The 22,083-nt window shown below is 61.4% G+C and carries 23 protein-coding genes; 9 read left to right on the top strand and 14 right to left on the bottom strand.

The features are described 5' to 3' along the window. Positions 1 to 132 precede the first annotated feature (132 nt). Complete coding sequence (locus ACU0FH_RS16120) at positions 133 to 420, top strand: I78 family peptidase inhibitor (protein ID WP_446195673.1); 288 nt, start codon at positions 133 to 135, stop codon at positions 418 to 420. Between the two features lie 19 nt (positions 421 to 439). Here the strand turns inward: ACU0FH_RS16120 and ACU0FH_RS16115 are convergent, their stop codons facing one another. Further along, the gene (locus tag ACU0FH_RS16115; RefSeq protein WP_446195672.1) at positions 440 to 829 is read right to left on the bottom strand and encodes a cytochrome c; all 390 of its coding nucleotides are present in this window, start codon (positions 827 to 829) and stop codon (positions 440 to 442) included. A gap of 118 nt (positions 830 to 947) precedes the next feature. Between ACU0FH_RS16115 and ACU0FH_RS16110 the strand changes: the two genes are divergently transcribed. After that, positions 948 to 2,630, top strand: coding sequence for a Y-family DNA polymerase (locus ACU0FH_RS16110; protein WP_446195671.1), 1,683 nt, complete (start codon positions 948 to 950; stop codon positions 2,628 to 2,630). Positions 2,631 to 2,810: 180 nt separating this feature from the next. On the opposite strand, the gene ACU0FH_RS16105 is transcribed toward ACU0FH_RS16110, so the two are convergent. From ACU0FH_RS16105 to paaI, 4 genes are read right to left on the bottom strand one after another with little or no spacing between them, the layout of a single operon-like run. Next, positions 2,811 to 3,386 (bottom strand): TetR/AcrR family transcriptional regulator, encoded by a 576-nt coding sequence (locus ACU0FH_RS16105; protein ID WP_446195670.1) that lies wholly within the window; start codon positions 3,384 to 3,386, stop codon positions 2,811 to 2,813. Then, positions 3,386 to 4,696, bottom strand: coding sequence for a phenylacetate--CoA ligase PaaK (paaK, locus tag ACU0FH_RS16100; RefSeq protein ID WP_446195669.1), 1,311 nt, complete (start codon positions 4,694 to 4,696; stop codon positions 3,386 to 3,388). The genes ACU0FH_RS16105 and paaK overlap by 1 nt, the downstream gene beginning before the upstream one ends. Then, the gene (pcaF, locus tag ACU0FH_RS16095) at positions 4,696 to 5,889 is read right to left on the bottom strand and encodes a 3-oxoadipyl-CoA thiolase (protein ID WP_446195668.1); all 1,194 of its coding nucleotides are present in this window, start codon (positions 5,887 to 5,889) and stop codon (positions 4,696 to 4,698) included. The genes paaK and pcaF overlap by 1 nt, the downstream gene beginning before the upstream one ends. Next, positions 5,886 to 6,317: a hydroxyphenylacetyl-CoA thioesterase PaaI gene (gene paaI, locus ACU0FH_RS16090; RefSeq protein WP_446195725.1), complete on the bottom strand. Its 432-nt coding sequence runs from the start codon at positions 6,315 to 6,317 to the stop codon at positions 5,886 to 5,888. Before paaI ends, pcaF begins: the two co-directional genes overlap by 4 nt. A gap of 120 nt (positions 6,318 to 6,437) precedes the next feature. Between paaI and paaZ the strand changes: the two genes are divergently transcribed. The 3 genes from paaZ (at position 6,438) to ACU0FH_RS16075 (ending at position 9,729) form a co-directional block, all read left to right on the top strand. Next, positions 6,438 to 8,471: a phenylacetic acid degradation bifunctional protein PaaZ gene (gene paaZ, locus ACU0FH_RS16085; protein WP_446195667.1), complete on the top strand. Its 2,034-nt coding sequence runs from the start codon at positions 6,438 to 6,440 to the stop codon at positions 8,469 to 8,471. 84 nt (positions 8,472 to 8,555) lie between these two features. Continuing rightward, complete coding sequence (locus ACU0FH_RS16080; protein WP_446195666.1) at positions 8,556 to 9,359, top strand: PaaX family transcriptional regulator C-terminal domain-containing protein; 804 nt, start codon at positions 8,556 to 8,558, stop codon at positions 9,357 to 9,359. 31 nt (positions 9,360 to 9,390) lie between these two features. Further along, positions 9,391 to 9,729, top strand: coding sequence for a DUF2794 domain-containing protein (locus ACU0FH_RS16075; RefSeq protein WP_446195665.1), 339 nt, complete (start codon positions 9,391 to 9,393; stop codon positions 9,727 to 9,729). 61 nt (positions 9,730 to 9,790) lie between these two features. Here ACU0FH_RS16075 and ACU0FH_RS16070 read toward each other — a convergent pair whose 3' ends face one another. From ACU0FH_RS16070 to ACU0FH_RS16060, 3 genes are all read right to left on the bottom strand, one after another. Continuing rightward, positions 9,791 to 10,627, bottom strand: a complete 837-nt coding sequence (locus tag ACU0FH_RS16070; protein ID WP_446195664.1) for a C40 family peptidase — start codon at positions 10,625 to 10,627, stop codon at positions 9,791 to 9,793. Continuing rightward, positions 10,624 to 12,006 carry a leucyl aminopeptidase family protein gene (locus tag ACU0FH_RS16065; RefSeq protein ID WP_446195663.1) on the bottom strand — a complete coding sequence of 461 codons (1,383 nt, stop codon included), beginning with the start codon at positions 12,004 to 12,006 and terminating at the stop codon, positions 10,624 to 10,626. Before ACU0FH_RS16065 ends, ACU0FH_RS16070 begins: the two co-directional genes overlap by 4 nt. Before the next feature lie 68 nt (positions 12,007 to 12,074). Further along, positions 12,075 to 12,464 carry a hypothetical protein gene (locus ACU0FH_RS16060; RefSeq protein WP_446195662.1) on the bottom strand — a complete coding sequence of 130 codons (390 nt, stop codon included), beginning with the start codon at positions 12,462 to 12,464 and terminating at the stop codon, positions 12,075 to 12,077. 146 nt (positions 12,465 to 12,610) lie between these two features. Here ACU0FH_RS16060 and ACU0FH_RS16055 point away from each other — a divergent pair, with 146 nt between their 5' ends. Beyond that, on the top strand, positions 12,611 to 13,261 hold the full coding sequence (locus ACU0FH_RS16055; RefSeq protein ID WP_238372892.1) for a carbonic anhydrase: 651 nt from the start codon (positions 12,611 to 12,613) through the stop codon (positions 13,259 to 13,261). Positions 13,262 to 13,285: 24 nt separating this feature from the next. Here the strand turns inward: ACU0FH_RS16055 and ACU0FH_RS16050 are convergent, their stop codons facing one another. The 3 genes from ACU0FH_RS16050 to ACU0FH_RS16040 form a co-directional block, all read right to left on the bottom strand. Beyond that, positions 13,286 to 13,498, bottom strand: coding sequence for a hypothetical protein (locus ACU0FH_RS16050; RefSeq protein ID WP_238372891.1), 213 nt, complete (start codon positions 13,496 to 13,498; stop codon positions 13,286 to 13,288). A 71-nt stretch (positions 13,499 to 13,569) separates the two neighbouring features. After that, the gene (locus ACU0FH_RS16045) at positions 13,570 to 14,592 is read right to left on the bottom strand and encodes an aspartate-semialdehyde dehydrogenase (RefSeq protein ID WP_238372890.1); all 1,023 of its coding nucleotides are present in this window, start codon (positions 14,590 to 14,592) and stop codon (positions 13,570 to 13,572) included. A gap of 71 nt (positions 14,593 to 14,663) precedes the next feature. After that, positions 14,664 to 15,839 carry an MFS transporter gene (locus tag ACU0FH_RS16040; RefSeq protein WP_446195661.1) on the bottom strand — a complete coding sequence of 392 codons (1,176 nt, stop codon included), beginning with the start codon at positions 15,837 to 15,839 and terminating at the stop codon, positions 14,664 to 14,666. 121 nt (positions 15,840 to 15,960) lie between these two features. On the opposite strand from ACU0FH_RS16040, the gene ACU0FH_RS16035 reads away from it, so the two are divergent. Further along, positions 15,961 to 17,106 carry a DUF3095 domain-containing protein gene (locus tag ACU0FH_RS16035; RefSeq protein WP_446195660.1) on the top strand — a complete coding sequence of 382 codons (1,146 nt, stop codon included), beginning with the start codon at positions 15,961 to 15,963 and terminating at the stop codon, positions 17,104 to 17,106. On the opposite strand, the gene ACU0FH_RS16030 is transcribed toward ACU0FH_RS16035, so the two are convergent. The 3 genes from ACU0FH_RS16030 to ACU0FH_RS16020 are packed head-to-tail and all read right to left on the bottom strand — an operon-like array spanning position 17,103 to position 20,090. After that, positions 17,103 to 17,870 (bottom strand): aldolase/citrate lyase family protein, encoded by a 768-nt coding sequence (locus ACU0FH_RS16030; protein WP_446195659.1) that lies wholly within the window; start codon positions 17,868 to 17,870, stop codon positions 17,103 to 17,105. The genes ACU0FH_RS16035 and ACU0FH_RS16030 overlap by 4 nt on opposite strands. Positions 17,871 to 17,883: 13 nt before the next feature. After that, entirely contained in the window at positions 17,884 to 18,684 is an 801-nt protein-coding gene (hpaH, locus tag ACU0FH_RS16025; protein ID WP_446195657.1) for a 2-oxo-hept-4-ene-1,7-dioate hydratase, read from the bottom strand. After that, complete coding sequence (locus ACU0FH_RS16020; protein WP_446195656.1) at positions 18,681 to 20,090, bottom strand: pyridoxal phosphate-dependent decarboxylase family protein; 1,410 nt, start codon at positions 20,088 to 20,090, stop codon at positions 18,681 to 18,683. The genes hpaH and ACU0FH_RS16020 overlap by 4 nt, the downstream gene beginning before the upstream one ends. Positions 20,091 to 20,353: 263 nt before the next feature. Here ACU0FH_RS16020 and hpaR point away from each other — a divergent pair, with 263 nt between their 5' ends. Further along, the gene (hpaR, locus tag ACU0FH_RS16015) at positions 20,354 to 20,794 is read left to right on the top strand and encodes a homoprotocatechuate degradation operon regulator HpaR (RefSeq protein ID WP_238372884.1); all 441 of its coding nucleotides are present in this window, start codon (positions 20,354 to 20,356) and stop codon (positions 20,792 to 20,794) included. A gap of 101 nt (positions 20,795 to 20,895) precedes the next feature. Continuing rightward, the gene (locus tag ACU0FH_RS16010; RefSeq protein WP_446195654.1) at positions 20,896 to 22,044 is read left to right on the top strand and encodes a lytic murein transglycosylase; all 1,149 of its coding nucleotides are present in this window, start codon (positions 20,896 to 20,898) and stop codon (positions 22,042 to 22,044) included. Positions 22,045 to 22,083 lie beyond the last annotated feature (39 nt).

Below are 22,083 nucleotides of genomic sequence, written 5' to 3'. Positions count from 1 at the left end.
CCGCCTTGTACGGCCAACCCGTTGCCGTATCGGTAGATTTCCGCGCCGGGACGCATTCTCCGGGTTGTCCGACCCCGCATTTGTGCAATGATGTGGGCAGGATCGGAACGAAATCTGGAAGGAGACCGGCGCATGAAATGGATGCTGCCCCTCGTGTTGCTCTTGGCGGCCTGTGGCCCCAATGCGACCACGACCGCCACCTCGACCACCACACCAGAGCAGTCGGCGGTGGCCTCCGCCTGCCTCAGCGAAGAGCAGAAGGCGGTTGTCGGTCAGCCCTTTGCCCAATCCCGTCCGGTCCTACCTGCCGATGTCCGGATCATCCCGCCCAACTCCCTTTACACGCAGGAATACAAGCCCCAGCGCGTGAACGTGAATGTCACCGAGGATTACACGATCACCCGCGTCTGGTGTGGCTGATCGTTCCTGACCCCGCCGGTCACGGCGGCGCGCGGAACTGCTTGTGACAATCCAAACAGGTCTGCAACATGTCGGGCAGTGTCGCGCGCAGCGTTTCCGCAGAGCGCGGATTGATGCCGCGCGCCGCGGCAAGCGCGATGCGCGCCCGCACCCGGAACAGCGCCCGGTTTTCCCAGATCCCCGGCCTTGCCCGGCTGTGCAGGTCCATCCGCTCTTTGCGGAACAGGCGCGGCAGTGATTTTGAAAACTTTATCAACGCCTTACGATCCAGCCGCGCACGATCCCGGTGAAATATCGCATTCGCCCCCGCCATGTCATGCAACCGCCCCATCACAACGCGGGCATCATTCATCGCCGCAACGCGACGTAGCACGTGTCCATCCCATGCCGTGTCCTGCGACACCGCCATTGTCGCCAGCCCCAGCGCAGTCAGAACGGCAAGAACAATTCCACGCTGTGACAGCCGACCACTCCGGGCATCTCGACTCCGAAAAGGATTCGAGTCATACAGAACAAAACATGAACAAATGAGTCGCCAGAATCGCCTGATCATGCCCAACCGTCGTATCCTTTCCCTTTGGTTTCCGCGCCTTGGCGCCGAACGCGTCCTCCGGTTCGAGCATCATATGCAAGATGCACCGCTTGCCATCGTGGCCGAACAATCCAACATGCAGGTTATCACCTCGTTAAACGGCCCCGCTTTGCAGCTTGGCCTGCACGTGGGTCAGTCGCTGCGCGATGCACAGGCAAGCTGCGCGGGCCTGCATACCCGTATGCGCAACCCCGCCGCCGAGACCAGTTTCCTCAATGCCCTGCGCCGGTGGTCCGGCAAATACAGCCCCTGGGTGGCAGAGGCCCCGCCCGATGCCCTGGTAATCGACTTGACCGGCTGCGCGCATCTCTTCGGTGGCGAAACAGGCGTGATCGCCCGGATCGAAGAGGAATGCCGGGACATGGGGCTGACCGTGCAATGCGGCATCGCCGATACGCTGGGCGCCGCCTGGGCGCTGGCCCGGTTTTCCGGCGAATCCGGGGGAAGCCTGCGCAATGGCGATGCGATTGATCAGGAAGCCCGGGCAACCCGGTCCCGCGCGGGCAAGCGCAAACACTGGAGCAAGGGCGGCACCGCGCCGCAGGCCCCCCGCAGCACAACTCCCCTCACCGGCCGCATCGCCGCTCCCGGACAAAACCACTCCGCGCTCGCCCCGCTCCCCGTTACCGCCCTCCGGCTGGACCCCGGAACCACGGAACAGCTCAACCGCCTCGGGCTGCGGCATGTCCGGGACATCATCGGTCAACCCCGCGCCGCCCTCGCCCGCCGCTTTGGAAAATCTCTCCTGCTGCGCCTTGACCAGGCCCTGGGCAGCGTGCCCGAACCGGTCTCGCCCGCAGAGGCCGAAGAACATTTTGCCGTGAGAATGACGATGCCCGACCCGATCGGGTTGAAAGAGGACGTGATGGCCGCGCTTGACCGGATGCTGCCCTCCCTCTGCAAAAAGATCCAGGACAAGGGGCGCGGGTTGCGCAGCTTGCGCCTCGAAGCTCACCGTCCCGACGGGCAGGCCGATATCCGCCTCATCCAGCTTGCCCGGGCGACCTGTTCTCCCGACCGGATCCGCCCGCTGCTGGAAATGAAGATCGAAGATCTAGACGCGGAATTCGGTATCGACATGCTGCGGCTCGTGGGCATTTCGACCGAGGAACCCACCCGCAAAAAGCCTGTCGGTCACCTGCAGGCCAACAGGACCGCCGGAGAGAAACGCACCGATCCTGCTCTCCTGCACGATCTGGTCAGCAAGATCGGAGCCCGTATCGGGCTGGAAACCGTCACCCGCCGCCATCCCGGCACCAGTCACCTTCCCGATAAATCCGCGCTGACACTGGCCGCAGCCTGGTCCGATCCCGCCAGCGACTGGCCGCCGCCCGCCGCGCCACGGCCGCTGCTGATCTGGCCGCCCGAACCTGTCCACCATCCCGCCTCGGAAGCACCAAAAGCGTCTTTCCGCTGGCGCGGTCGCCAATGGTCGCTTGTCGCCTTGCAAGGACCCGAACGAATACTACCCGAGTGGTGGTTCGATCTGGCCGACTGGCGTACTGGCATCCGCGATTACTGGAAAGCTTTCCACGAGTTCGGAAAACCTCTCTGGATTTACTTTGGTCGAGGCGCGATCCTGCTTCCAAACTGGTTCTGCCACGGAAGCTTTCCCTAGCGGCAACGGCAGAAAGGGGCCAGCCCCCTCTTGCCCTACGGGCAATTCACCCCCGGGATTATTAAGACCCAAAGAAGCACAAACCCCTTCTTTGGGTCTCAAAATATCCCCGCCGGAGGCACCTCCGAGGAAGCAGCCGAAGGCGGATGACGAGTAGAAGGAAACGGCACCGAAGGTGCCTCAATCAGAGAGGCCAGACAGGCCCGCGTCGACGAACTTGGCGATCAATTCGGCATAATCTTCCCTGGTCAGGCCCTTGTCAGGTCTGTGCCACATGTAGAACCAGTTCAGGATACCGAAAACCGTCATGGTGAGCGCGCGGAGCCTGTCTGCCTGCAGGTCGGGGCGCTCTGCGCGAATCGCGTCGGAAAAGATTACCACGAGACGGCGCTGCAGCGCGATCAGGGGAGACTGCATTTCTGGTGGCAGGGTTTCCAACGCGTCGATCTGCAATTTGTGCTCCGCGTCCGCATCGGCATAGGCCATCAGGATCGCACGGATCAGTCCCGGCAGGCCATCGTCTTTCGCCTCTTCCACCATCTCGACCAGTTCGGTCAGGTGCGCCTCGAGAATGTCGAAGAGCAGCGCCTCCTTGCGGTCGTAATAGTGATAGATCAGCGCCTTGGAGACCCCGCATTCACGGGCGGCACCAGTCATCGAGGCGCGGTCATAACCCTGGCGCGCGAAATAGCGCGCCGCCCCCTTGCGCAGGGCGGCACGTTTCTCGTCGTGATCGCGTGCAACGCCCCGGGGCATCAGCTCTTGGGGCGGTTATCGATGATCCGCACCGCCTTGCCCTGGCTGCGCTCGACCCCGCCGGGATCGGCGATCAGCACTTTCACGCTGATCCCGACGGTTGCCTTGATCTTATGGGCGAGATCCCCGGCCGCCGCCTTGCGCGCATCCTCCCCGGCGCTGTCCTGCGCGGCTTCGCAGAGCACGGTCAACTGGTCCATCCGGTCGGGCTTGCTCAGCTCGATCTGGAAATGCGGGGCCAGACCTTTCACGGCCATCAGCTGTTCCTCGATCTGGGTCGGGAACACGTTCACGCCGCGCAGGATGATCATATCGTCGCTGCGCCCGGTGATCTTCTCCATCCGCCGCATCGACCGCGCGGTGCCCGGCAGCAGGCGGGTCAGATCGCGGGTGCGGTAACGAATGATCGGAAAGGCTTCTTTCGTCAGCGAGGTAAAGACAAGCTCGCCCTGTTCGCCCTCGGCCACCACCTCGCCGGTCGTCGGGTCGATGATCTCGGGATAGAAATGATCCTCCCAGATATGCAGCCCGTCCTTGGTTTCCACGCATTCGTTGGCCACGCCCGGCCCCATCACCTCGGACAATCCGTAGATATCGACCGCGTGCATGTCGAAGGCGGCTTCGATTTCCAGCCGCATCGCGTTGGTCCAGGGTTCGGCACCGAAGATGCCGACCTCAAGCGAGCTGTCGCGCGGGTCAAGTCCCTGCGCCGCGTATTCGTCGAGGATCGACAGCGCGTAGGACGGTGTCACCGTGATCCCCTTGGGTTTGAAATCTTCGATCAGCCGCACCTGTCGCTGGGTCATCCCGCCCGAGACAGGCACCGTCGTCAGCCCCAGCGAATCCGCGCCGAGGTGAATGCCCAGACCGCCTGTGAACAGCCCGTAGCCATAGGCGTTGTGCAGGATGTCACCGGGGCAAAGACCGGAGGCGCGCAAGGACCGGCCCACGACCTCGCCCCAGTTCTTCAGATCGTTTTCAGAGTAGCCCACAACCGTGGGCTGCCCTGTTGTTCCCGACGAGGCGTGGATGCGTTTGACCTGTTCGCGCGGGATGGCGAACATGCCAAACGGGTAATTGTCGCGCAGATCCTGTTTGACCGTGAAAGGGAACTTCGCCAGATCGGCGAGGCTCTGAAGGTCATCGGGATGTACTCCCGCCTTGTCGAATGACGCCTTGTAAAAGGGCACGTTTCCATAGGCATGTGCCAGCGACCATTTCATCCGTTCAAGCTGCAGCGCGGCGATCTCGTCGCGGCTGGCAATCTCGATGGGGTTCAGGTCTTGTTTACGAGGCGTCAGGTCTTTCATCACACTTTCTCCAGCATCACCGCGATACCCTGCCCCACGCCGATACACATGGTGCAGATCGCGCGGTCGAGCCCTTCATTGATCATCTGCTGCGAGGCGGTCAGCGCCAGACGGGTGCCAGACATGCCAAGCGGGTGGCCCAGCGCGATGGCTCCGCCATTGGGGTTCACGTGTTCGGCATCATCGGCCAGACCAAGCTGGCGCATCACCGCAAGCCCCTGTGCCGCAAAGGCTTCGTTCAGTTCGATCAGGTCGATATCGCCAATCGACAACCCGTGCATCGCCATCAGCTTTTCCGTCGCCGGGGCCGGGCCCATGCCCATGATCCGGGGCGGCACGCCAGCCGTTGCCATACCTGCGACGCGGGCACGCGGGGTCAGGCCGTATTTCTCGACCGCCGCTTCCGAGGCGATGATCACCGCCGCCGCGCCATCGTTCACGCCGGATGCATTGCCCGCCGTCACGGTGCCGTTCTCGCGGAACGGGGTCGGCAGTTTGCCCAGCTTTTCCAGCGTGGTGGCGCGGGGGTGTTCATCGGTATCGACGATGATCGGGTCGCCCTTGCGCTGGCGGATCGACACCGGGGTGATCTCTTGCGCCATGCGGCCCGAGGCAATCGCCTTGGCGGCGTTCTCCTGCGAGCGCAGGGCGAACTTGTCCTGATCCTCGCGGCTGATCTGGAAGTCGGCCGCGACGTTTTCACCGGTTTCCGGCATGGAATCGGTGCCGAAATGCTTGTGCATTTCCTTGTTCACGAAACGCCAGCCGATGGTTGTGTCGTAGATCTCCGCCTTGCGCGAAAAGGCGCTGTCTGCCTTGGGCATGACCAGCGGCGCGCGGCTCATGCTTTCGACGCCACAGGCGATGACCACCTCGGCCTCACCGGTGCGCACGGCACGCGCGGCGGAACCGACAGCATCAAGGCCCGAACCGCAGAGACGGTTGATCGTCGCCCCCGGCACGGTGTCGGGCAGGCCCGCCAGCAGAACCGCCATACGCGCGACGTTACGGTTGTCTTCACCCGCCTGGTTGGCGCAGCCGGCGAGAACCTCATCGACTTCCAGCCCCGGGTTGCGCGCCATGACCTCCTTGATCACATGGGCCAGCATGTCATCGGGGCGAACCGACGAAAGCGCGCCGCCGTAACGCCCGATGGGGGTACGCAACCCGTCGCAAATATAAGCTACAGTCATGATGTCTCCTCGAAATTCTGACCTTTGATGGTACGTGAGAGGCCCCGGAACAGGGCCACCTTGCGCCCATCTTCGCCTGTCACGGTGATATCGTAAACGCCCGATCTGCCGGATTTTGCCGACTCGACGGCCCGCGCCGTCAATCGCTCTCCCGGCTGGCCGGGCGAGATGAAGGTGATCGAATTTTCCTGCGCCACCGTCACCTGATTGTAACTGTTGCAGGCAAAGGCGAATGTGCTGTCGGCAAGGGTAAAGATATAGCCGCCATGGCAGATACGATGGCCGTTCAGGTGATGCTCCTGCACGGTAAGCGACATTGTCGCGGTGCCCGGCCCGATGGCATCCAGCGACAGGCCCAGCCATTTCGAGGCCGAATCCGTGGCCCACATCGCCTCGGCGCTGCGCTCTGCCCTCTCCTGCGGCGTCATCGCTGTCTCCCCTCTTGCTCCTCGGGCTGCACCCTGCACAAAACCGACCATGCGGTCAATAGTGTTGATTTCGCCCTGCGCCTCGGTCATGGTGCCCCCAACCACAAGGGGAGAGAGACCATGCTGAAACCCGAAAGTTTTGCGGCGGGCAAATGGATCGCGCCGGATGACAAGGCGCGCGCCGTTCACGGTCCCGTCGATGGCAAGCTGATCGCGCAGGCAGGCGGCGCGGGACTAGATGTGCAGGCCATGCTCGACTGGGCGCGGCTGACCGGCGGCCCGGCCCTGCGCGCGATGACGTTCCATGAACGCGCCAAGATGATCAAGGCGGTCGGCCAGTACATCGCCGAGCGCAAGGAAGAACTCTACGCCCTGAACCCGCTGACCGGCGCGACCCGCCGCGACGGCGGTGTCGATATCGAAGGCGGTATCGGCACGATGATGGTGATCGCAGGCAAAGGCCGCCGCGAAATGCCCGACGGCCACGTCTATGTCGACGGCGCACCCGAAGCTCTGTCGCGCGACGGCTCTTTCCTCGGTCAGCATATCTGCGTGCCCATGCAAGGGGTTGCGGTCCATATCAACGCTTTCAACTTCCCGGTATGGGGGATGCTGGAAAAGCTCGCGCCGACTCTGCTGGCCGGGATGCCCGCCATCGTCAAACCCGCCACCCAGACCTGCTACCTGACCGAGGCCTGCTTTCGCATGATCATCGAGTCGGGCTTGCTCCCCGAAGGCGCGGTCCAGCTCGTGATCGGCGGCACCGGCGATATGCTCGACCGGCTGACCCCGCAGGATGTGGTCAGCTTTACCGGCTCAGCGGATACCGCCCTGCACCTGCGCGCCAACCCCGCGCTGATGCGCAATTCGGTGCGGTTCCATTCCGAACAGGACAGCCTGAACGCGACGATCCTTGGCCCCGACGCAACCGTCGGCACCCCGGAATTCGACGCCTTCATCAAGGAGACCGCGAACGAGATCACCACCAAGGCGGGTCAGAAATGCACCGCCATCCGCCGTATCATTGTCCCCGATTCCGCGATGAAAGACGTCAGCGAGGCGCTGATGGAACGGCTGTCGAAAACCATCATCGGTGACCCGGCAGACGACTCGGTCCGCATGGGGGCCCTCGCCTCTGCTGCCCAGAAAGAGGACGTACTCGGCAAGCTTCGCGCCCTTTCCGGTGAAACCATCCGCCTGACCGGCGACCCGGAAACGCTCGATCTGGTCGGTGCCGGACCCGATGGCGCTTTTCTCGCGCCGACCTTGCTGCAATGCGATGACCCGGACGCGGCCCAAGCGGTCCACGAACTCGAGGCATTTGGCCCGGTTTCGACCCTGATGCCCTATCGCGATCTGGCCCACGCAGCGCAGCTTGCCAACCGGGGCGGCGGCTCGCTCGTGGCCTCGCTGGTGACCGGCGATCCCGAGGTCGCGCGGCAGGTCGTGCTCGACAGCGCCGCTTGGCACGGGCGCCTTTACATCACAGGCCGCAACAGCACCAAGGCCGCGACCGGCCATGGCTCCCCCATGCCGCACATGGTCCATGGCGGCCCCGGTCGCGCGGGCGGGGGCGAAGAACTGGGCGGCATTCGTGGCGTCATGCATTACATGCAGCGCACAGCGATTCAGGGTGGCCCCGATGTTATCTCGGCCATCACCGGCCAGTGGATTCCCGGCGCGCCCGAAATCGAAGGGCCCGACCATCCCTTCCAGCGCACCTTCCGCGAAATCCGGATCGGCGAGACGCTGCACACCGAATCGCGCACCGTCACGCTCGACGATATTGAGCACTTTGCTCATTTCACCGGCGATACCTTCTACGCGCATATGGACGAGGAAGCCGCCAAGGCGAACCCCTTCTTCCCGGGCCGGGTCGCCCACGGCTACCTGCTCTTGTCCTTTGCCGCTGGGCTTTTCGTGCAACCCGATCCCGGTCCGGTTCTGGCCAATACCGGCCTGAACAGCCTGTCCTTCCAGAAACCGGTCAGCCCCGGCGACAGCATCAAGGTGCGCCTCACCTGCAAGCGCAAGACGCAACGCACCGACACCTATGGCGAAGTCGCGTGGAATGCGACGCTGACCAATCAGGACGACGAACAGGTCGCGGAATACGAACTGTTGACGATGGTCAGCTATGACCGTCCCGAATAGGCAATGTTCGGCGGGCAACGCTACACCCTTTGCCCGCCGCCTCACCCTTGTGCGAAACTTAGCCTAACCCTATGACAGTCGCCTATGAGCGACCCTATTTCCCCTTTGATCAATGCCTTGCACAACCAGGGCCGCCTGCGGGTCTGGTCGCTCGTGATCACCGCTTTCGGGGATCTTGTGCAGGACCGGGGCGGCGAGATCTCGACCGCTCGGCTTGGGGCATTGCTCAATCGGGTCGGGATCGAACAGGGCACCCTTCGCACCGCCCTGTCACGCCTGAACCGCGACGGTTGGGTGACCAGCACCCGTTCCGGACGGCTCAGCCTCTATCGGCTCAGCGAGCAGGGGCTTGATCGCTTCGCCCCCGCGACAACGCAGATCTATGCCGCGCCGCAGACCGTGCCCGTATCCCGATGGGCAATGACGCTGAACATCGCTGCGGATGGCGCCCAACAGATCGAACTTAGCCCGGCGGGCGCGGACATCCCTACCGCAGACCTGCGCCTGATCGGGTCGATCGAAACGATCAGTGAAAGCTACCGCGCCACGCTCCTCGGTGAAGGGCATCGCCTTGCGCTGGAGGGATTGCGCGATGACCTCGAAGCGCTGGAATCCGCACGGCTGGAAAGCGATCTCGACGCTGCCGCCTCACGTCTATTGCTGATCCACCGCTGGCGCCGGATCACCCTTCGCTATGGTGACATCGCCCCGGAACTGATGCCTGCAGACGCGCCGCTGAAGAACCCGCGCCTCGCCGTTGCCGAAGCCTATCGCAGGCTTGCCCCCGCCGCCGAAACCTGGCTCGACAGCGCCGATGGCGATCTCGCGCCGATGCCGCCTGCCGATGCGCGGCTGGCGCGACGATTTGGCGGGCTGCAAGAGGCTTGATTTGTCAGCCGTTTGGCGCAAATCTCGATACATGACAATTCATCCTCCCAGCTCGTTCACCGGTATCCCTGGACAGGTGTCCTTTGACCGGCGCGAGTTGCAGACCATTCTTTCAGTTTACGGACGTATGGTGGCCGCGGGCGAATGGCGGGATTACGGTATTTCCTCGCTGCGCGACTCGGCAATTTTCTCGGTCTTCCGGCGAACGGCGGAAAATCCGCTCTACCGGATCGAAAAGCATCCCAAGCTGCGCAACCGACAGGGCATGTACGCGGTCGTGGGGATGGACGGCCAGATCCTCAAACGCGGGGCCGATCTGAAATCCGTGCTGCGCGTACTGGAAAAGAAACTGATCCGCGCCGTCAAATAGTGCCATTGCGATGCACAGGGGGTGTACAGGGGGTGTACGACCTGTGCATCGCGTTTTTGCCCTATTCTAGAGGCCGGATATGCCCGATCACCGGCCCGTCGCCCTGATCGATGATCCGGGTGGTTGCCTCTTTCAGCGGTTCGTATGCCACCGCCATGTGATAGGCATTCGCATGCAGCAACATGTCTGGCCCCGCAACCCAGGCCACATGCCCTTTCCAGAAAATGAGATCACCTCGGCAAGCCTCCGTCCCTTCTGGCAATAACGGCCCAAGCTGCGCCAGCTGCTGGTCGCTGTCGCCGGGACAGGCATGGTCGCAAGCCTGCATCCCAACCTGCACGAGACCCGAGCAATCGAGCCCCAGATGGCTGTTTCCGCCCCACAGGTAGGGCGTCCCCACCAACCTTTCTGCCACGGCAACCGGATCGCTTTCGGGCGTTTCCAGCGGTGCGAGATGCACCCTTGGAATGAACATCCCGTCTGTGGTTTCCAGAAACCGGCCAGTCTCGCCGGTCACGCTCAAACGACTTCCGATGCTAAGGCCAACCGGCTGCGGGTCCTTGAAGTCGGGACGGGAAAAGCCGAGCGTTTGCCGTACCTTGACGCGGTGAGTGGGTGTGTCCGCTTCGCCAAGTGCCTGCTCGGAGAGATAACCCACATGGCCGTTCAGACCGCAGCGACCAAAGGCCAGACCCTCATGGATTTCCAGCACATGGAATGGCTCCCCCCAGATCACTTGCCGGTCTGGCCCAGCGCTGCCCGGCGCGGCGAGCAGATCGGCAACCGGTTGGGTCACCCGCATCCAGGTGCCATCCATAAATCGCTCAGCCTCGACATACCCGCGCAGGCTGATATGGGCGACGCGCGCGTTGGCAAAGTGACTGCGCCGGTCGCTCACAGCTTCAGCAGCTCTGGCATTGCTTCGAGAAGCGCGCGGATGCCCTGACCGGTGCCACCCTTGGAGCGACCGGGCCGATCCGTCGGCGACCAGCCATAGATGTCGAAATGCATGTAACGGACCTCTCCCGCAAAGCGCCGCAGAAAGAGCGCGGCGGTCGTCGCTCCGGCAAAACCGCCCGACGGCGCGTTGTCGAGATCGGCATAGGCAGGTTCGATCATCTCCTCATAGGGTTCATGGAAGGGCAATTGCCAGACCGGGTCATCCACGCTGCTGGCAGCCCGCGATAGCGCCGTCGCTGCATCGCTGTCATCGGTGAAAAACGGTGCAATATCAGGACCCACCGCCACCCGCGCGGCCCCTGTCAGCGTCGCCATCGAGATCACCAGATCCGGCCCGCCCTCTTCCGCGAACGCCAGCGCATCGGCCAGAACAAGCCGGCCTTCGGCATCGGTATTGTTCACCTCCACCGTCAACCCCTTGCGCGACATCAGGATATCACTGGGCCGGAAGGCATTGCCCGCAATCGAATTTTCCACGGCCGGGATCAACACCCGAAGCTGCACCGGCAGGTTCAGCGCCATGATCATATGTGCAAGGCCCAGCACGTTGGCCGCGCCGCCCATGTCCTTTTTCATCAACAGCATGTTCGACGGCGGCTTGATGTCCAGCCCGCCCGTGTCGAAACAGACGCCTTTGCCGACCAGCGTCAGTTTGGGCCCCGTGGTGCCCCAGTTGAATTCGACCAGCCGAGGCGGCGTTTCGGATGCGCGACCAACGGCGTGAATCATCGGAAAATTATGATCGATCAAATCGTCACCGACGATCGAGGAAAACTGTGCGCCGTGCATCGAAGCGAGCGCAGATGCCGACTCTTCAAGTTTGTCGGGACCCATGTCAGACGTTGGCGTATTGATCAGGTCACGCAGCAGAACTTCGCCTGCCGCGATAATTTCAACCCGCTTCGCGTCGATACCTTCGGGCGCGATCAGCCGGGCAGGCTTCGACGGCTTTTTGCGATAACGATCAAAACGATAGGCGCTGAGCAGCCAGCCAAGGCATTCGGTCTCAAGACCCGTTACCGGGGCGCCCGATGCGATGCGATACACGCCCTCGGGCAATTTCGCGGCGGCGGATGCAAGCGCGTACCTGCCCCTTTTGCGTTTGGTGGCAGTACCATAGCCGACGAGCGCGGAAACCGGACGGTCGGGCCCCGATGGCACGATCAGTACCTGCCCGATGCCACCTTCGAACCCGTTGAGACGCACCCATTCCGCAACATCTGCCGGTTTGTCGGATAGCCATGCGTCAATGGTATTTCCTTCGACGATGTGAAGAGGGATAGCGGATTCTACCGGCTCGGCGAAACTCAGGGGCATTCTAAACATTTTCCTTGAACAGTTCTTGCGCGCAGCCTAATCGCCCCAGCCCGCGCTGCAAGTCCTGTTCAGAGGGAAAGATCCTGAAGATCCCAGACTGCGACAAGCGACCGTTCGCCAATCCGGAGAAGCCGATATAGCGTCGCGCCGATTGCCGCGAGATCACATTGATCGATGGATCTGGTGACGTCGCCCGCCACACGTGCCAGCATTGTCATGCCGATCTGCTCTGAAATCGCGACAAGCGAACGAGCACTTTTGCGCAACCCTTCGATATCGCGCTTGTGCCATAACCTTTCGCAGTGGCTCAGCCGGACGGCCAGTTCCTCGATCGCGCGGCACACGACCTCTTCTGCGCCGGATTCACCCATCTGATGATAGAGCGTCTTTAATCGATCCGGATCCAGCCTCACTTTTTCAAATTGAATTAATTCACAAACATCACTCACCAATATCACCCCAAGTACCTGTTTCGTCCCAACCGTCGGGCAGTTTTGGACCATCGGAGTTTGCATAAGGTTGAATATTCGCCACTTAGTCTCTTAAATTTTACGCCAATGCCCTGTATCTGGAGGGTAAACCTGTAGGAAAGTGGGATTCTTCCGTGAAACATGCCAAGCCCCTGCCCGCCTATCTCGTCCAGCGCTACCATGGCTGGAAAGCAACCACATATGCCGAGAACAAGGGCTGGTATCGTCGTCTCGCAACCGAAGGCCAGCGGCCACGCGCGATGGTCATTTCATGCTGCGACAGCCGGGTGCATGTGACCTCCATCTTTGGTGCCGATCAGGGTGAGTTCTTTATCCACCGCAATATCGCGAACCTTGTGCCCCCCTATGAACCCGACGGGTTCCAGCACGGTACCTCGGCGACGATCGAGTACGCGGTGACCGTGCTCAAGGTTTCTCACCTGGTCGTGCTGGGCCATTCGCAATGCGGTGGCGTGCAGGGCTGCATCGACATGTGCAACGGTCAGGCCCCTGAGCTTGAAAGCAAAGAGAGCTTTGTCGGGCGCTGGATGGATCTGCTGCGTCCGAAGTACAATCTTGTCGAAAAGGTTGAAGACCCCAAGGAACAGGCGCGGCAACTGGAACAGCATGCCGTCGTCACCTCACTGGAAAACCTGATGACCTTTCCCTTTATCCAATCGGCGGTGGAAGAAGGCAGCCTGAGCCTTCATGGCCTCTGGACAGAAATCGGTGAAGGCGGGTTGTCGAATTACGAACCTGCGACCGGGAATTTCGTACCCGTCTGATAAGGAAAACCTGCCCGGCGAGGGTTATTTCTTGCCGGGAGTTAAGCCCTGTCTGACCGCCCATTCGTCCATGCCGGTCACTTCCTTAAGATCATAGATGAAACTTGCGTCGGACCTTGCGATCTCTTCGTACATGAAGGAGCGAAGGACAGAGCCCGGCGTCTCTTTGCGTTCGGAGCATAAAAGCCAGAACCGTTGAGACAGGTAAGCAGGACAGTTGAAATGCAATTCTTCCATGAATGCTCCCATGCGCGACGTTAAATGTCGCGCATGGTATGCGTATCGACCGTTAAGAACAGGCTAACGGTTTAGCCCTTTTTCAACACACGCGTACCGAGTGTCTCGGCGATCTGCACCGCGTTGAGCGCTGCACCCTTGCGGAGGTTGTCGGACACGCACCAGAGGTTCAGGCCGTTATCGATTGTCGAATCCTGACGGATACGGCTGATGAAGGTGGCGAAATCGCCGACGCATTCGACCGGGGTCACATAGCCACCGTCTTCGCGCTTGTCGATCACCATGATGCCAGGCGCTTCGCGCAGGATGTCGCGGGCCTCGTCCTCGTCCAGATGGTCCTCGAACTCGATGTTGATCGCTTCCGCATGGCCGACAAAGACCGGCACCCGCACACAGGTTGCGGTGACTTTGATCGACGGATCGACAATTTTCTTGGTCTCGGCGACCATTTTCCATTCTTCCTTGGTCGAGCCGTCTTCCATGAAGACGTCGATATGCGGAATCACGTTGAAAGCGATCTGCTTGGTGAACTTGGTGGCCGGCTTGTCATCAACCGGGTTGTAGATCGATTTGGTCTGGTCCCAGAGTTCATCGATGCCGGCCTTGCCCGCGCCGGAAACCGACTGGTAGGTCGAAACCACTACACGCTTGATCCGCGCGCGGTCATGCAGCGGCTTAAGCGCGACAACCATCTGCGCGGTAGAGCAGTTCGGGTTGGCGATGATGTTCTTCTTGGAATAGCCCATGATCGCGTCCGGGTTCACCTCGGGGACGATCAACGGCACTTCCGAATCGTAGCGGTAGAGCGACGAGTTGTCGATCACGATACAACCGGCCTTGGCCGCTTTGGGCGCATAGGTCTTGGTCGCATCGGAACCGATAGCAAACAACGCCATGTCCCAGCCTGTGAAATCGAAAGTATCCAGATCCTGGGTCTTCAGTGTCTTGTCGCCAAAGCTCACCTCTGTTCCCAAGGACTTACGGCTCGCCAGTACGGCGATTTCATCCACTGGAAACTGGCGCTCGGCCAGGATGTTAAGCATTTCGCGGCCCACATTGCCCGTGGCGCCCGCAACAACGACGCGATAACCCATATTGTTCTCCAATCTCTGCCGGGGTTTTACCGGCAGCGGTCTCATATAGGGTCTGTCGCGCGGGGTAAAGCTCAGTCCACGTTGTCCCGCGCAAAGAGGAAAATCAGCGACCCGGCCAGCAGGGCGAGGCCAAAGAAAGCAAAGATCGTCGCGTAGGGCGCGGTGACCGTCGCTGTTCCCTGCATCGTTTCATGTATTCGGCCCGAAACGAACTGCATCACGCCGACACCACCGATCCCGGCCAGATTGACGAGGGTCACGCCTCGCCCCACCAGATGCGGTGGGCAAAAGGCGCGGCCATGGGCGATCATCACCGCATAGGTGCCGCCCAGGAAACCCGCCGTCGCCATGATGGCGATGCTGAGCGTTGCACTGGTGCCAATGAAAAAGGCCAGCGCGAGCATGGTCAGGGCGCTACCGAAATTGCCTGCGAAGATGACCCATTTGCGGGTTCCGAAGATCCGGTCGAGCGGCCCGAAAGTCAGCGTGCCGATAATCATCGATATCCCCATGATGAGCGAGGCCGTTCCGATCTGCGACGGCGCAAGGCCGAAGACATCGCTGAGATAGGGACCGATCCAAAGACCCCGCACCGCACCGGTCGGGGCGTACATCACGAACATCAGCGCAAGGATGGCCCACATCACTGGCATCTTGAGCAGATCGAGCACCGTGCCTTTCTCTTCGCTGTCGCTTGGGGCAGGGTCGCGGACCTTGAGGAAAATGCCCAGCGCCACAAGCACGGAGAGCGCCGAAACGCTCCAGAGACTAGCGCGCCATCCGATGGTTTCCGCCGCAAGCGCCACGGGATAGGAGGCGATGAGATTGCCAAGCGAGCCCACACCCAGCATCAGCGACCCGAGCGTCGCGAATTTCGCGGGCGGGTATTCGCGGGCAAAAATGTAATATGAGGCCATCAAGCACGGGGCGCAGCCGATGCCGATCAGGAACATTGCCGCGCTGACATGAGCAGGCGTGGTTGCCAGAGCGAACAAGGCCGCCCCGCCACCACCGCCCAAAAGTAGCAGTGCCGAGGCCGTTCGGCGGGGCCCGCTGCGATCCAGCAACCAGCCCAGCGGCAATTGCATCAACGCAAACGACAGGAACCAAAGCCCTGATGCAAAAGCCAAATCATCTGCTCCCGCCCCAAGATCACGCTCCAGGAAGGTCGCGAGAACCGCAAGAAACGCCCGAAAGAACTGGCTCAGCAGGTAGGCAAGGCACAGCATGATCAGGCCGGTCTGCATTCGTATTACTCTCCTTTGACCGGGCGACGTTACACGGGGTAAAATCGGGTGCAAGAACACATTCGCTTCATTTGGCTGGCAAGTGTTTCCCCATTGCAGATACTCGGTGCTACAAGGCGGCATGAAAGATACCCGCGCCTTTTACGACACCGTACCCCGGCTTGCCTCCTTCCAGGCGTTGACGGACCCCGCCAGCTATGTCCGTCTGCCAGACGACTGGCTTCTGGGTACGGCGGATATCGTCGGGTCGACCAAGGCTATCGCCGAGGGCAAGTACAAGTCCGTGAACATGGTTGGCGCGGCAGTCATCTCGGCTCAGCTCAACACCAGCGACGGTCAGGCTTTTCCCTATATCTTCGGCGGCGATGGCGCGGCCTTTGCTGTTCCGCCTGAACGCGCGGAAACCGCCGCCGAGGCACTTGCTTCCGTCCAGCTTTGGGCACGTGACGCATTTGGCTTTGATCTGAGGGCAGCGATGGTCCCGGTTTCAACCATACGTACCGCCGGTTTCGATGTATCGGTTGCTCGGCATCAGGTCTCGGAAGAAGTGGACTATGCCATGTTCTCGGGTGGCGGGGTGTCATGGGCCGAAGCGAAAATGAAAGCGGGCGAGTTTGCCGTTACCCCTGCTGGACCGGGTAACGAGCCCGACCTGACCGGGCTCAGTTGTCGATGGGCGCCGATGCGGGCGCGTAACGGCAGGATTGTCTCGGTCGTTGTCCAACCGGTCGAGGGTGCGGGTTCTTCCGAATTCGCCCGGGTTGCGGATGCGATCATCGCCATTGCGCATACGCTGGAGCGCGACGGTCACCCGGTACCGATCGCCGGAGCTGGCGTAAGCTGGCCCCCCGCCGGGCTGGAGACCGAGGTGCAGGCGTTTCGCGGTAAGGCATCCTATATGAGGCACAAGGCCAAACTGCTGGTGGAAACTTTTGTCGCATGGGTCGTGCTGAAATCCGGCATCAAACTCGGAGATTTCAAGCCAGCGGAATACCGGCAAAGCGTCGGACGAAACGCGGATTTCCGCAAGTTCGACGACGGGCTCAAGATGACGTTGGATTGTGACAGCGCGACGCTCGCCCGGCTTGAGGAAGTGCTGGTGGACGCTCAAAACCGCAATGTCATCGACTTTGGGCTGTTCGAGCAGGACGAGGCGATGATGACCTGTATCGTACCCTCTGCGATGAAGGGCGACCATGTCCATTTCGTTGATGGCGCCGCGGGCGGATACACCCAGGCCGCGGCGCGCATGAAATCACGGGTTTAGGATTTCCATTTCGCCGAAAGGCCCCTCGCCGCCGTAGCCAGCAGCATGATATCGGCCCCCACCGCAAGGAAACGCGCGCCTTCGTCAAGATATCTGCGCGCGACCTCATCCTTCATGGCGAGGATGCCGGGCGCTTTGCCAGCGGCCGCGATCTTTGCCAGCCCGTCACGAATGACCTCGCGCACTTCGGGCGCATCGGCATTGCCTGTGAACCCCATATCGGTAGCAAGGTCTGCAGGGCCGATGAACACCCCGTCGACGCCGTCGATGCTGGCGATCTCTTCGACATTCTGCATCCCCGAGACGCTTTCGACCTGCACCAGAAGGCATATCTGGTCATTCGCCGTCCCGACGTAATCGGGTATCGCGTTAAATCCGCTGGCCCGGGCAAGGGCCGCTCCCACACCGCGCCTTCCGGCGGGGGCATAACGGCAATCGCGCACCAGTTCCGCCGCCTGTTCAGCGGTTTCGACCATCGGCACCAGAACCGTTTGCGCCCCGATATCAAGCACCTGCTTAATGATGCGCGTATGGCCAACCGGCACCCGAACGACGGGATGCGAGTCGCTCGCGGCAAGCGCCGTCAGTTGCGCACGCAGCGACCGGATATCATTAGGCGCGTGCTCGCCATCGACCACGAGCCAGTCGAACCCCGCCGTGCCCATGACCTCGGCCACGTAGTCGTCCCCCGTGGCCAGCCAGCATCCGATCTGGACCTCACCGGCAAGCAGGCGTTTCTTGAATTTGTTCTCGGGCGCGGGCATCTCTTTTCCTCTGTCAGTCGAATGAAACCGAAACAGACCCGAAGGATCCGAAATCGGCCGTAATATGTGAACCAGGCGTTGCCTCTATCGGCCGGATGAAGGACCCGGACAAGACGATATCCCCCGCTTCGATCTGCTGCCCGTAACCGGCCATCCGCCGCGCGAGCCATAGAACCGAGGTAATCGGATCGTTCAGCACACCGGCCCCCAGACCGGTTTCCTCGACGACCCCGTCGCGGCTGACGATCGCGCCGACCCAGCGCAGATCGTGGGCATCTACGCCATGTCGCGCGGACCCAAGAACAAGCCCAGCATTGGCGGCATTGTCGGAAATCGTATCCGTTACAACCCGCGCCTTTCCCGTCTCAGGATCCGCACGCAAGATCCGCGTATCGAGGATTTCCAGTGATGGCGCGACATAATCGGTCGCTGCGATCATCTCTTCCCGCGTGGCGCTTTCCCCGGCCAGCGGCGCCTTCATCACAAAGGCGATCTCGGCCTCGATCCTCGGCTGGATGAACCGCCCGCCCGGCACCGTGGCACCATCCTCGAACAGCATATCGTCCAGCAAAACGCCGCTGTCCGGCGTATCGATACTCAGCGCATCCTGCATAGCGCGGCTGGTCAGACCGATCTTCCACCCGATCCTCTTGCGCCCGGTTTCGATTTTCTTCGCCACGAACCTCGCCTGCACCGCATAGGCGTCATCCATCGTCATGCCCGGAAACCGCCGCGACAGCAGCCCGGTCTGACTGTTCAGATGCTCGGCGGCAAAAAGTGTATCGGCGGCGTCTTCGATTTCATCCGGTGTCATTCAAGCGCCTCCGCCAGTTCCACGATCGCGTCATAGGCCATCTTCACATCCTCCTCGGTGGTCTCGAACTGCCCGGCTTGAAATCGGATGACAAGGTCACCGTCGACCCGCGTCTGGGTCAAATAGATCCGGCCATCGTCATTGATCGCGTTGATCAGCCGCTGGTTCAGGACGTCCGGTTCCACCCCGTCGCGCAAGTACCGGAAGGTAAACAGCGACCACATCGGCGGCGTCACGATCTCGAACCCCTCCGTGGAGGAAATCCGATCATGCAGCGCTCCGCTCCAGTTGATGTGGTTTCGCAGCCGTTCACGCAGCCCTTCAAGGCCATAAGCCCGCAGCACGAACCAGATCTTCAGCGCCCGGAACCGGCGGCCCAGAGGCACTGACCACTCGGAATAATTTATGATGCCATCTGCGCCGTGGGTCTTGAGATATTCCGGCTGAATCGCAAGCGTTCGCACAAGATCATCCGGGGATTTCAGGAAATGCGCCGAACAGTCGAACTGCACCCCAAGCCACTTGTGCGGGTTGAAAACAATACTGTCGGCCCGCTCCACACCTTCCCAGTAATGGCGATACTCGGGGCAGATCATCGCAGACCCCGACCACGCGGCATCCACGTGAACGAACAGCCCGTATTTTTCGGCCACCGCGATACAGACGTCGATCGGGTCGGTGGCCCCGGTCCCTGTGCCGCCCACACAAAGTATGACGCCCGCCGGGACGTGACCAGCCGCCAGATCCGCTTCGATCAGCGCCTCCAGCTTGTCAGGGTCCATGCCCCGCCATGCCCCCGAAATCGGCACCCGGACAAGGTTATCCGACCCGATGCCCGACACCCAGATCGCCCGATCAACGGATGTATGCACCTCGGAAGAGCAATAGACCCTCAGCTGCGGGTTGCGCGCCAGCCCGACCGTATTGCCTGTCCACTCCAGCGCCCTCTCGCGCATGGTCAGCACCGCTGCCAGCGTCGCCGACGACGCGCTGTCCTGTATCACCCCTGAAAACCCGTCCGGTAACCCCAGAGACTGGCGCAGCCAGCCCATCATGCAGGTCTCCATCTCCGTCGCCGCTGGAGAGGTCTGCCATAGCATACATTGGGGGGAGAGGGCTGCCGTCAGGAATTCTGCCAGAACGGATGCCGGCGCGGCATTGGAATTGAAATAGGCAAAAAACCTCGGATGTTGCCAATGGGTGATGCCGGGCATCACGATGGTTTCAAAATCCTCGAAGATCTTCTCCATATCTTCGGACTGCTCCGGCGGCACCGCGGGCAATGACGCAAGAACTTCCCCCGGTTTGACACGAGACCGGACCGGGCGGTCCCCGACGCTAAGGTGATAATCCTCTGCCCACTCGGATATCCGTCCGCCCCAATCGCCAAAATCTTTCCATTCCACCGAAACGCACTCCTTTTTCACGCCGCACCATTTCAGACTAAAAACGATCCGTCACAACTTCTTTGGGTCCAAAATATCCTGGGGTGAATTGGCCGCGAGGCCAAGAGGGGCAAAGCCCCTTAAGGCACAACCACTACGTGCAGTTCCGACCTCAGGTGGTGCACCGGTTTCAAAATTGCGGCCGCCAATTGCCTAGGCCAGAATTCTTTTTATCAATCATTTTGAAAGATTGCGAAAATCCGGCCAATCGGCGACAGTAACATATGTCGCAACGTAGCCTTTCCACTTCACGCTCTTTACCTATCGCGCTCTTGCGGGCACGGGAAAAGGTGATGGCGCCGATCCGTACGATGCTCGCGGATGTCGGGCTGACCGAACAGCAATGGCGCGTCCTGCGCGTTCTCGACGAAAAAGGCGCGCTCGAACCGACACATATCGCGGAACAGGCCTGTCTATTGTTGCCGAGCCTGACGCGCATCCTTCAGAAGCTTGAAGAAAAGCACCTTATCCTGCGCAAGCCTGACGAAAACGACCGGCGTCGTCAGATCGTCAAGATATCGGTCAAGGGCACCCGGCTTATCGAAGCGCATCTCGAGACCAGCCAGAAACTGATGGAAGAAATACGTCAGGACATGGGACCGGACCGCTATGACGCGCTGCTCGACCTGCTGAACGAACTCAGTCAAGGCAATGAACCCGAATAGCTGACTTCGGCTCAGCGGTTTTGCCTCTCCTTGCCCCGGCGCCACAATCCACTAGAGTTGAGCTGCAAGAGCGGAAAATACCGCCGAGAAGCAGAGGTAGCATGGTTATTACACGCAGGTTCATGGTCGCCGGGCTGGCCGGCGCGGCCCTCGCAGGGTGCAGCACTGAACGCACCGGCAGCAGCAGTGCCCCGACCGGAGGGCGAAATTATCAGACCGTAAACAATTCGGGTTACGACACGTGGGTGGCTTCATTCCGGCAACGCGCGGCGGCGCAGGGCATTTCCGGCACCACGCTCGACGCGGCTTTCCGCTCGGCCGGGTACATGCCAATGGTCATCGAGCGGGACCGCAACCAGACCGAATTCACCCGCACGCTGGAGGATTACCTTGCCATCGCCGCGTCGGACGAAAGGGTCTCCAAAGGCCGGGCCGCGTTGTCACGGCATCGCAGCACGCTGAATGCCATCGAGGCGCGCTATGGCGTGCCCGCGAACATAGTTACGGCGGTCTGGGGGCTTGAGAGCTTTTACGGTGAAAGACGTGGTGACGTGCCGGTGATCTCGGCCATTTCGACACTCGCCTATGACGGCCGACGAAGCGCATTTTTCGAAAGCCAGCTGATCGCCGCGCTGAAGATCTTGCAGAATGGCGACATCCCGGCTTCTCGCATGACGGGCAGCTGGGCCGGGGCGATGGGACATACGCAGTTCATCCCGACGTCTTACCTTGCCTACGCTGTCGATTTCACCGGCGATGGCCGTCGTGACATCTGGTCGGACGACCCGGCGGATGCGCTGGCTTCCACCGCGGCCTATCTCAGCCGGTCTGGCTGGGTCCGGTCTCAGCCCTGGGGTGGTGAGGTCGGTTCTGCCGCAGCCAACAGCGGTACACCCCTGCGGGTGCTGCAGCCGCAGCCCGGCGGGCCGCGCTTTGCCGTGTTCCGCAATTTCGATGTCATCAAGCGCTATAACAACTCGGACAGCTACGCGATTGGGGTTGGCCATCTGGCGGATCGAATCGCGGGCGGCGGGCCGCTACAGGGTTCGTTCGGACCGGATGCGCGCGGCATGACGATCGATGATCGCAAGGCGCTGCAACAAAGGCTGACCGCTCGTGGGTTCGATACCGGCGGTGCCGATGGTGTCATCGGCCCCAACACCGAGTCCGCCATTCGCGACTACCAGCGCAGCCGGGGTCTCCCGGAAACCGGAGAGCCTTCGCTGGAGTTGCTGCGACAGCTTGGCTGAAATTGACGCAGGGCGCGCAATCAAAACGATTGCGCGCTC

The organism is Heliomarina sp. (assembly GCF_052826185.1).
The sequence above is the reverse complement of the archived record's forward strand: the minus strand, read 5'-3'. Positions and strand labels throughout refer to the sequence as shown.

Coding starts and splice junctions, on each gene's coding strand:
- ACU0FH_RS16040 (WP_446195661.1), bottom strand. CDS start 15,839: ATGCAGACCGGCCTGATCATGCTGTGCCTTGCCTACCTGCTGAGCCAG.
- ACU0FH_RS16065 (WP_446195663.1), bottom strand. CDS start 12,006: ATGCCCCTGAGTTTCGCCGAGCCGGTAGAATCCGCTATCCCTCTTCAC.
- ACU0FH_RS16010 (WP_446195654.1), top strand. CDS start 20,896: ATGGTTATTACACGCAGGTTCATGGTCGCCGGGCTGGCCGGCGCGGCC.
- ACU0FH_RS16105 (WP_446195670.1), bottom strand. CDS start 3,386: ATGCCCCGGGGCGTTGCACGCGATCACGACGAGAAACGTGCCGCCCTG.
- paaK (WP_446195669.1), bottom strand. CDS start 4,696: ATGAAAGACCTGACGCCTCGTAAACAAGACCTGAACCCCATCGAGATT.
- ACU0FH_RS16030 (WP_446195659.1), bottom strand. CDS start 17,870: ATGCCCGCGCCCGAGAACAAATTCAAGAAACGCCTGCTTGCCGGTGAG.
- hpaH (WP_446195657.1), bottom strand. CDS start 18,684: ATGACACCGGATGAAATCGAAGACGCCGCCGATACACTTTTTGCCGCC.
- ACU0FH_RS16050 (WP_238372891.1), bottom strand. CDS start 13,498: ATGGAAGAATTGCATTTCAACTGTCCTGCTTACCTGTCTCAACGGTTC.
- pcaF (WP_446195668.1), bottom strand. CDS start 5,889: ATGACTGTAGCTTATATTTGCGACGGGTTGCGTACCCCCATCGGGCGT.
- ACU0FH_RS16075 (WP_446195665.1), top strand. CDS start 9,391: ATGACAATTCATCCTCCCAGCTCGTTCACCGGTATCCCTGGACAGGTG.
- paaI (WP_446195725.1), bottom strand. CDS start 6,317: ATGACGCCGCAGGAGAGGGCAGAGCGCAGCGCCGAGGCGATGTGGGCC.
- ACU0FH_RS16045 (WP_238372890.1), bottom strand. CDS start 14,592: ATGGGTTATCGCGTCGTTGTTGCGGGCGCCACGGGCAATGTGGGCCGC.
- ACU0FH_RS16080 (WP_446195666.1), top strand. CDS start 8,556: ATGAGCGACCCTATTTCCCCTTTGATCAATGCCTTGCACAACCAGGGC.
- ACU0FH_RS16035 (WP_446195660.1), top strand. CDS start 15,961: ATGAAAGATACCCGCGCCTTTTACGACACCGTACCCCGGCTTGCCTCC.
- hpaR (WP_238372884.1), top strand. CDS start 20,354: ATGTCGCAACGTAGCCTTTCCACTTCACGCTCTTTACCTATCGCGCTC.
- ACU0FH_RS16120 (WP_446195673.1), top strand. CDS start 133: ATGAAATGGATGCTGCCCCTCGTGTTGCTCTTGGCGGCCTGTGGCCCC.
- ACU0FH_RS16110 (WP_446195671.1), top strand. CDS start 948: ATGAGTCGCCAGAATCGCCTGATCATGCCCAACCGTCGTATCCTTTCC.
- ACU0FH_RS16115 (WP_446195672.1), bottom strand. CDS start 829: ATGGCGGTGTCGCAGGACACGGCATGGGATGGACACGTGCTACGTCGC.
- paaZ (WP_446195667.1), top strand. CDS start 6,438: ATGCTGAAACCCGAAAGTTTTGCGGCGGGCAAATGGATCGCGCCGGAT.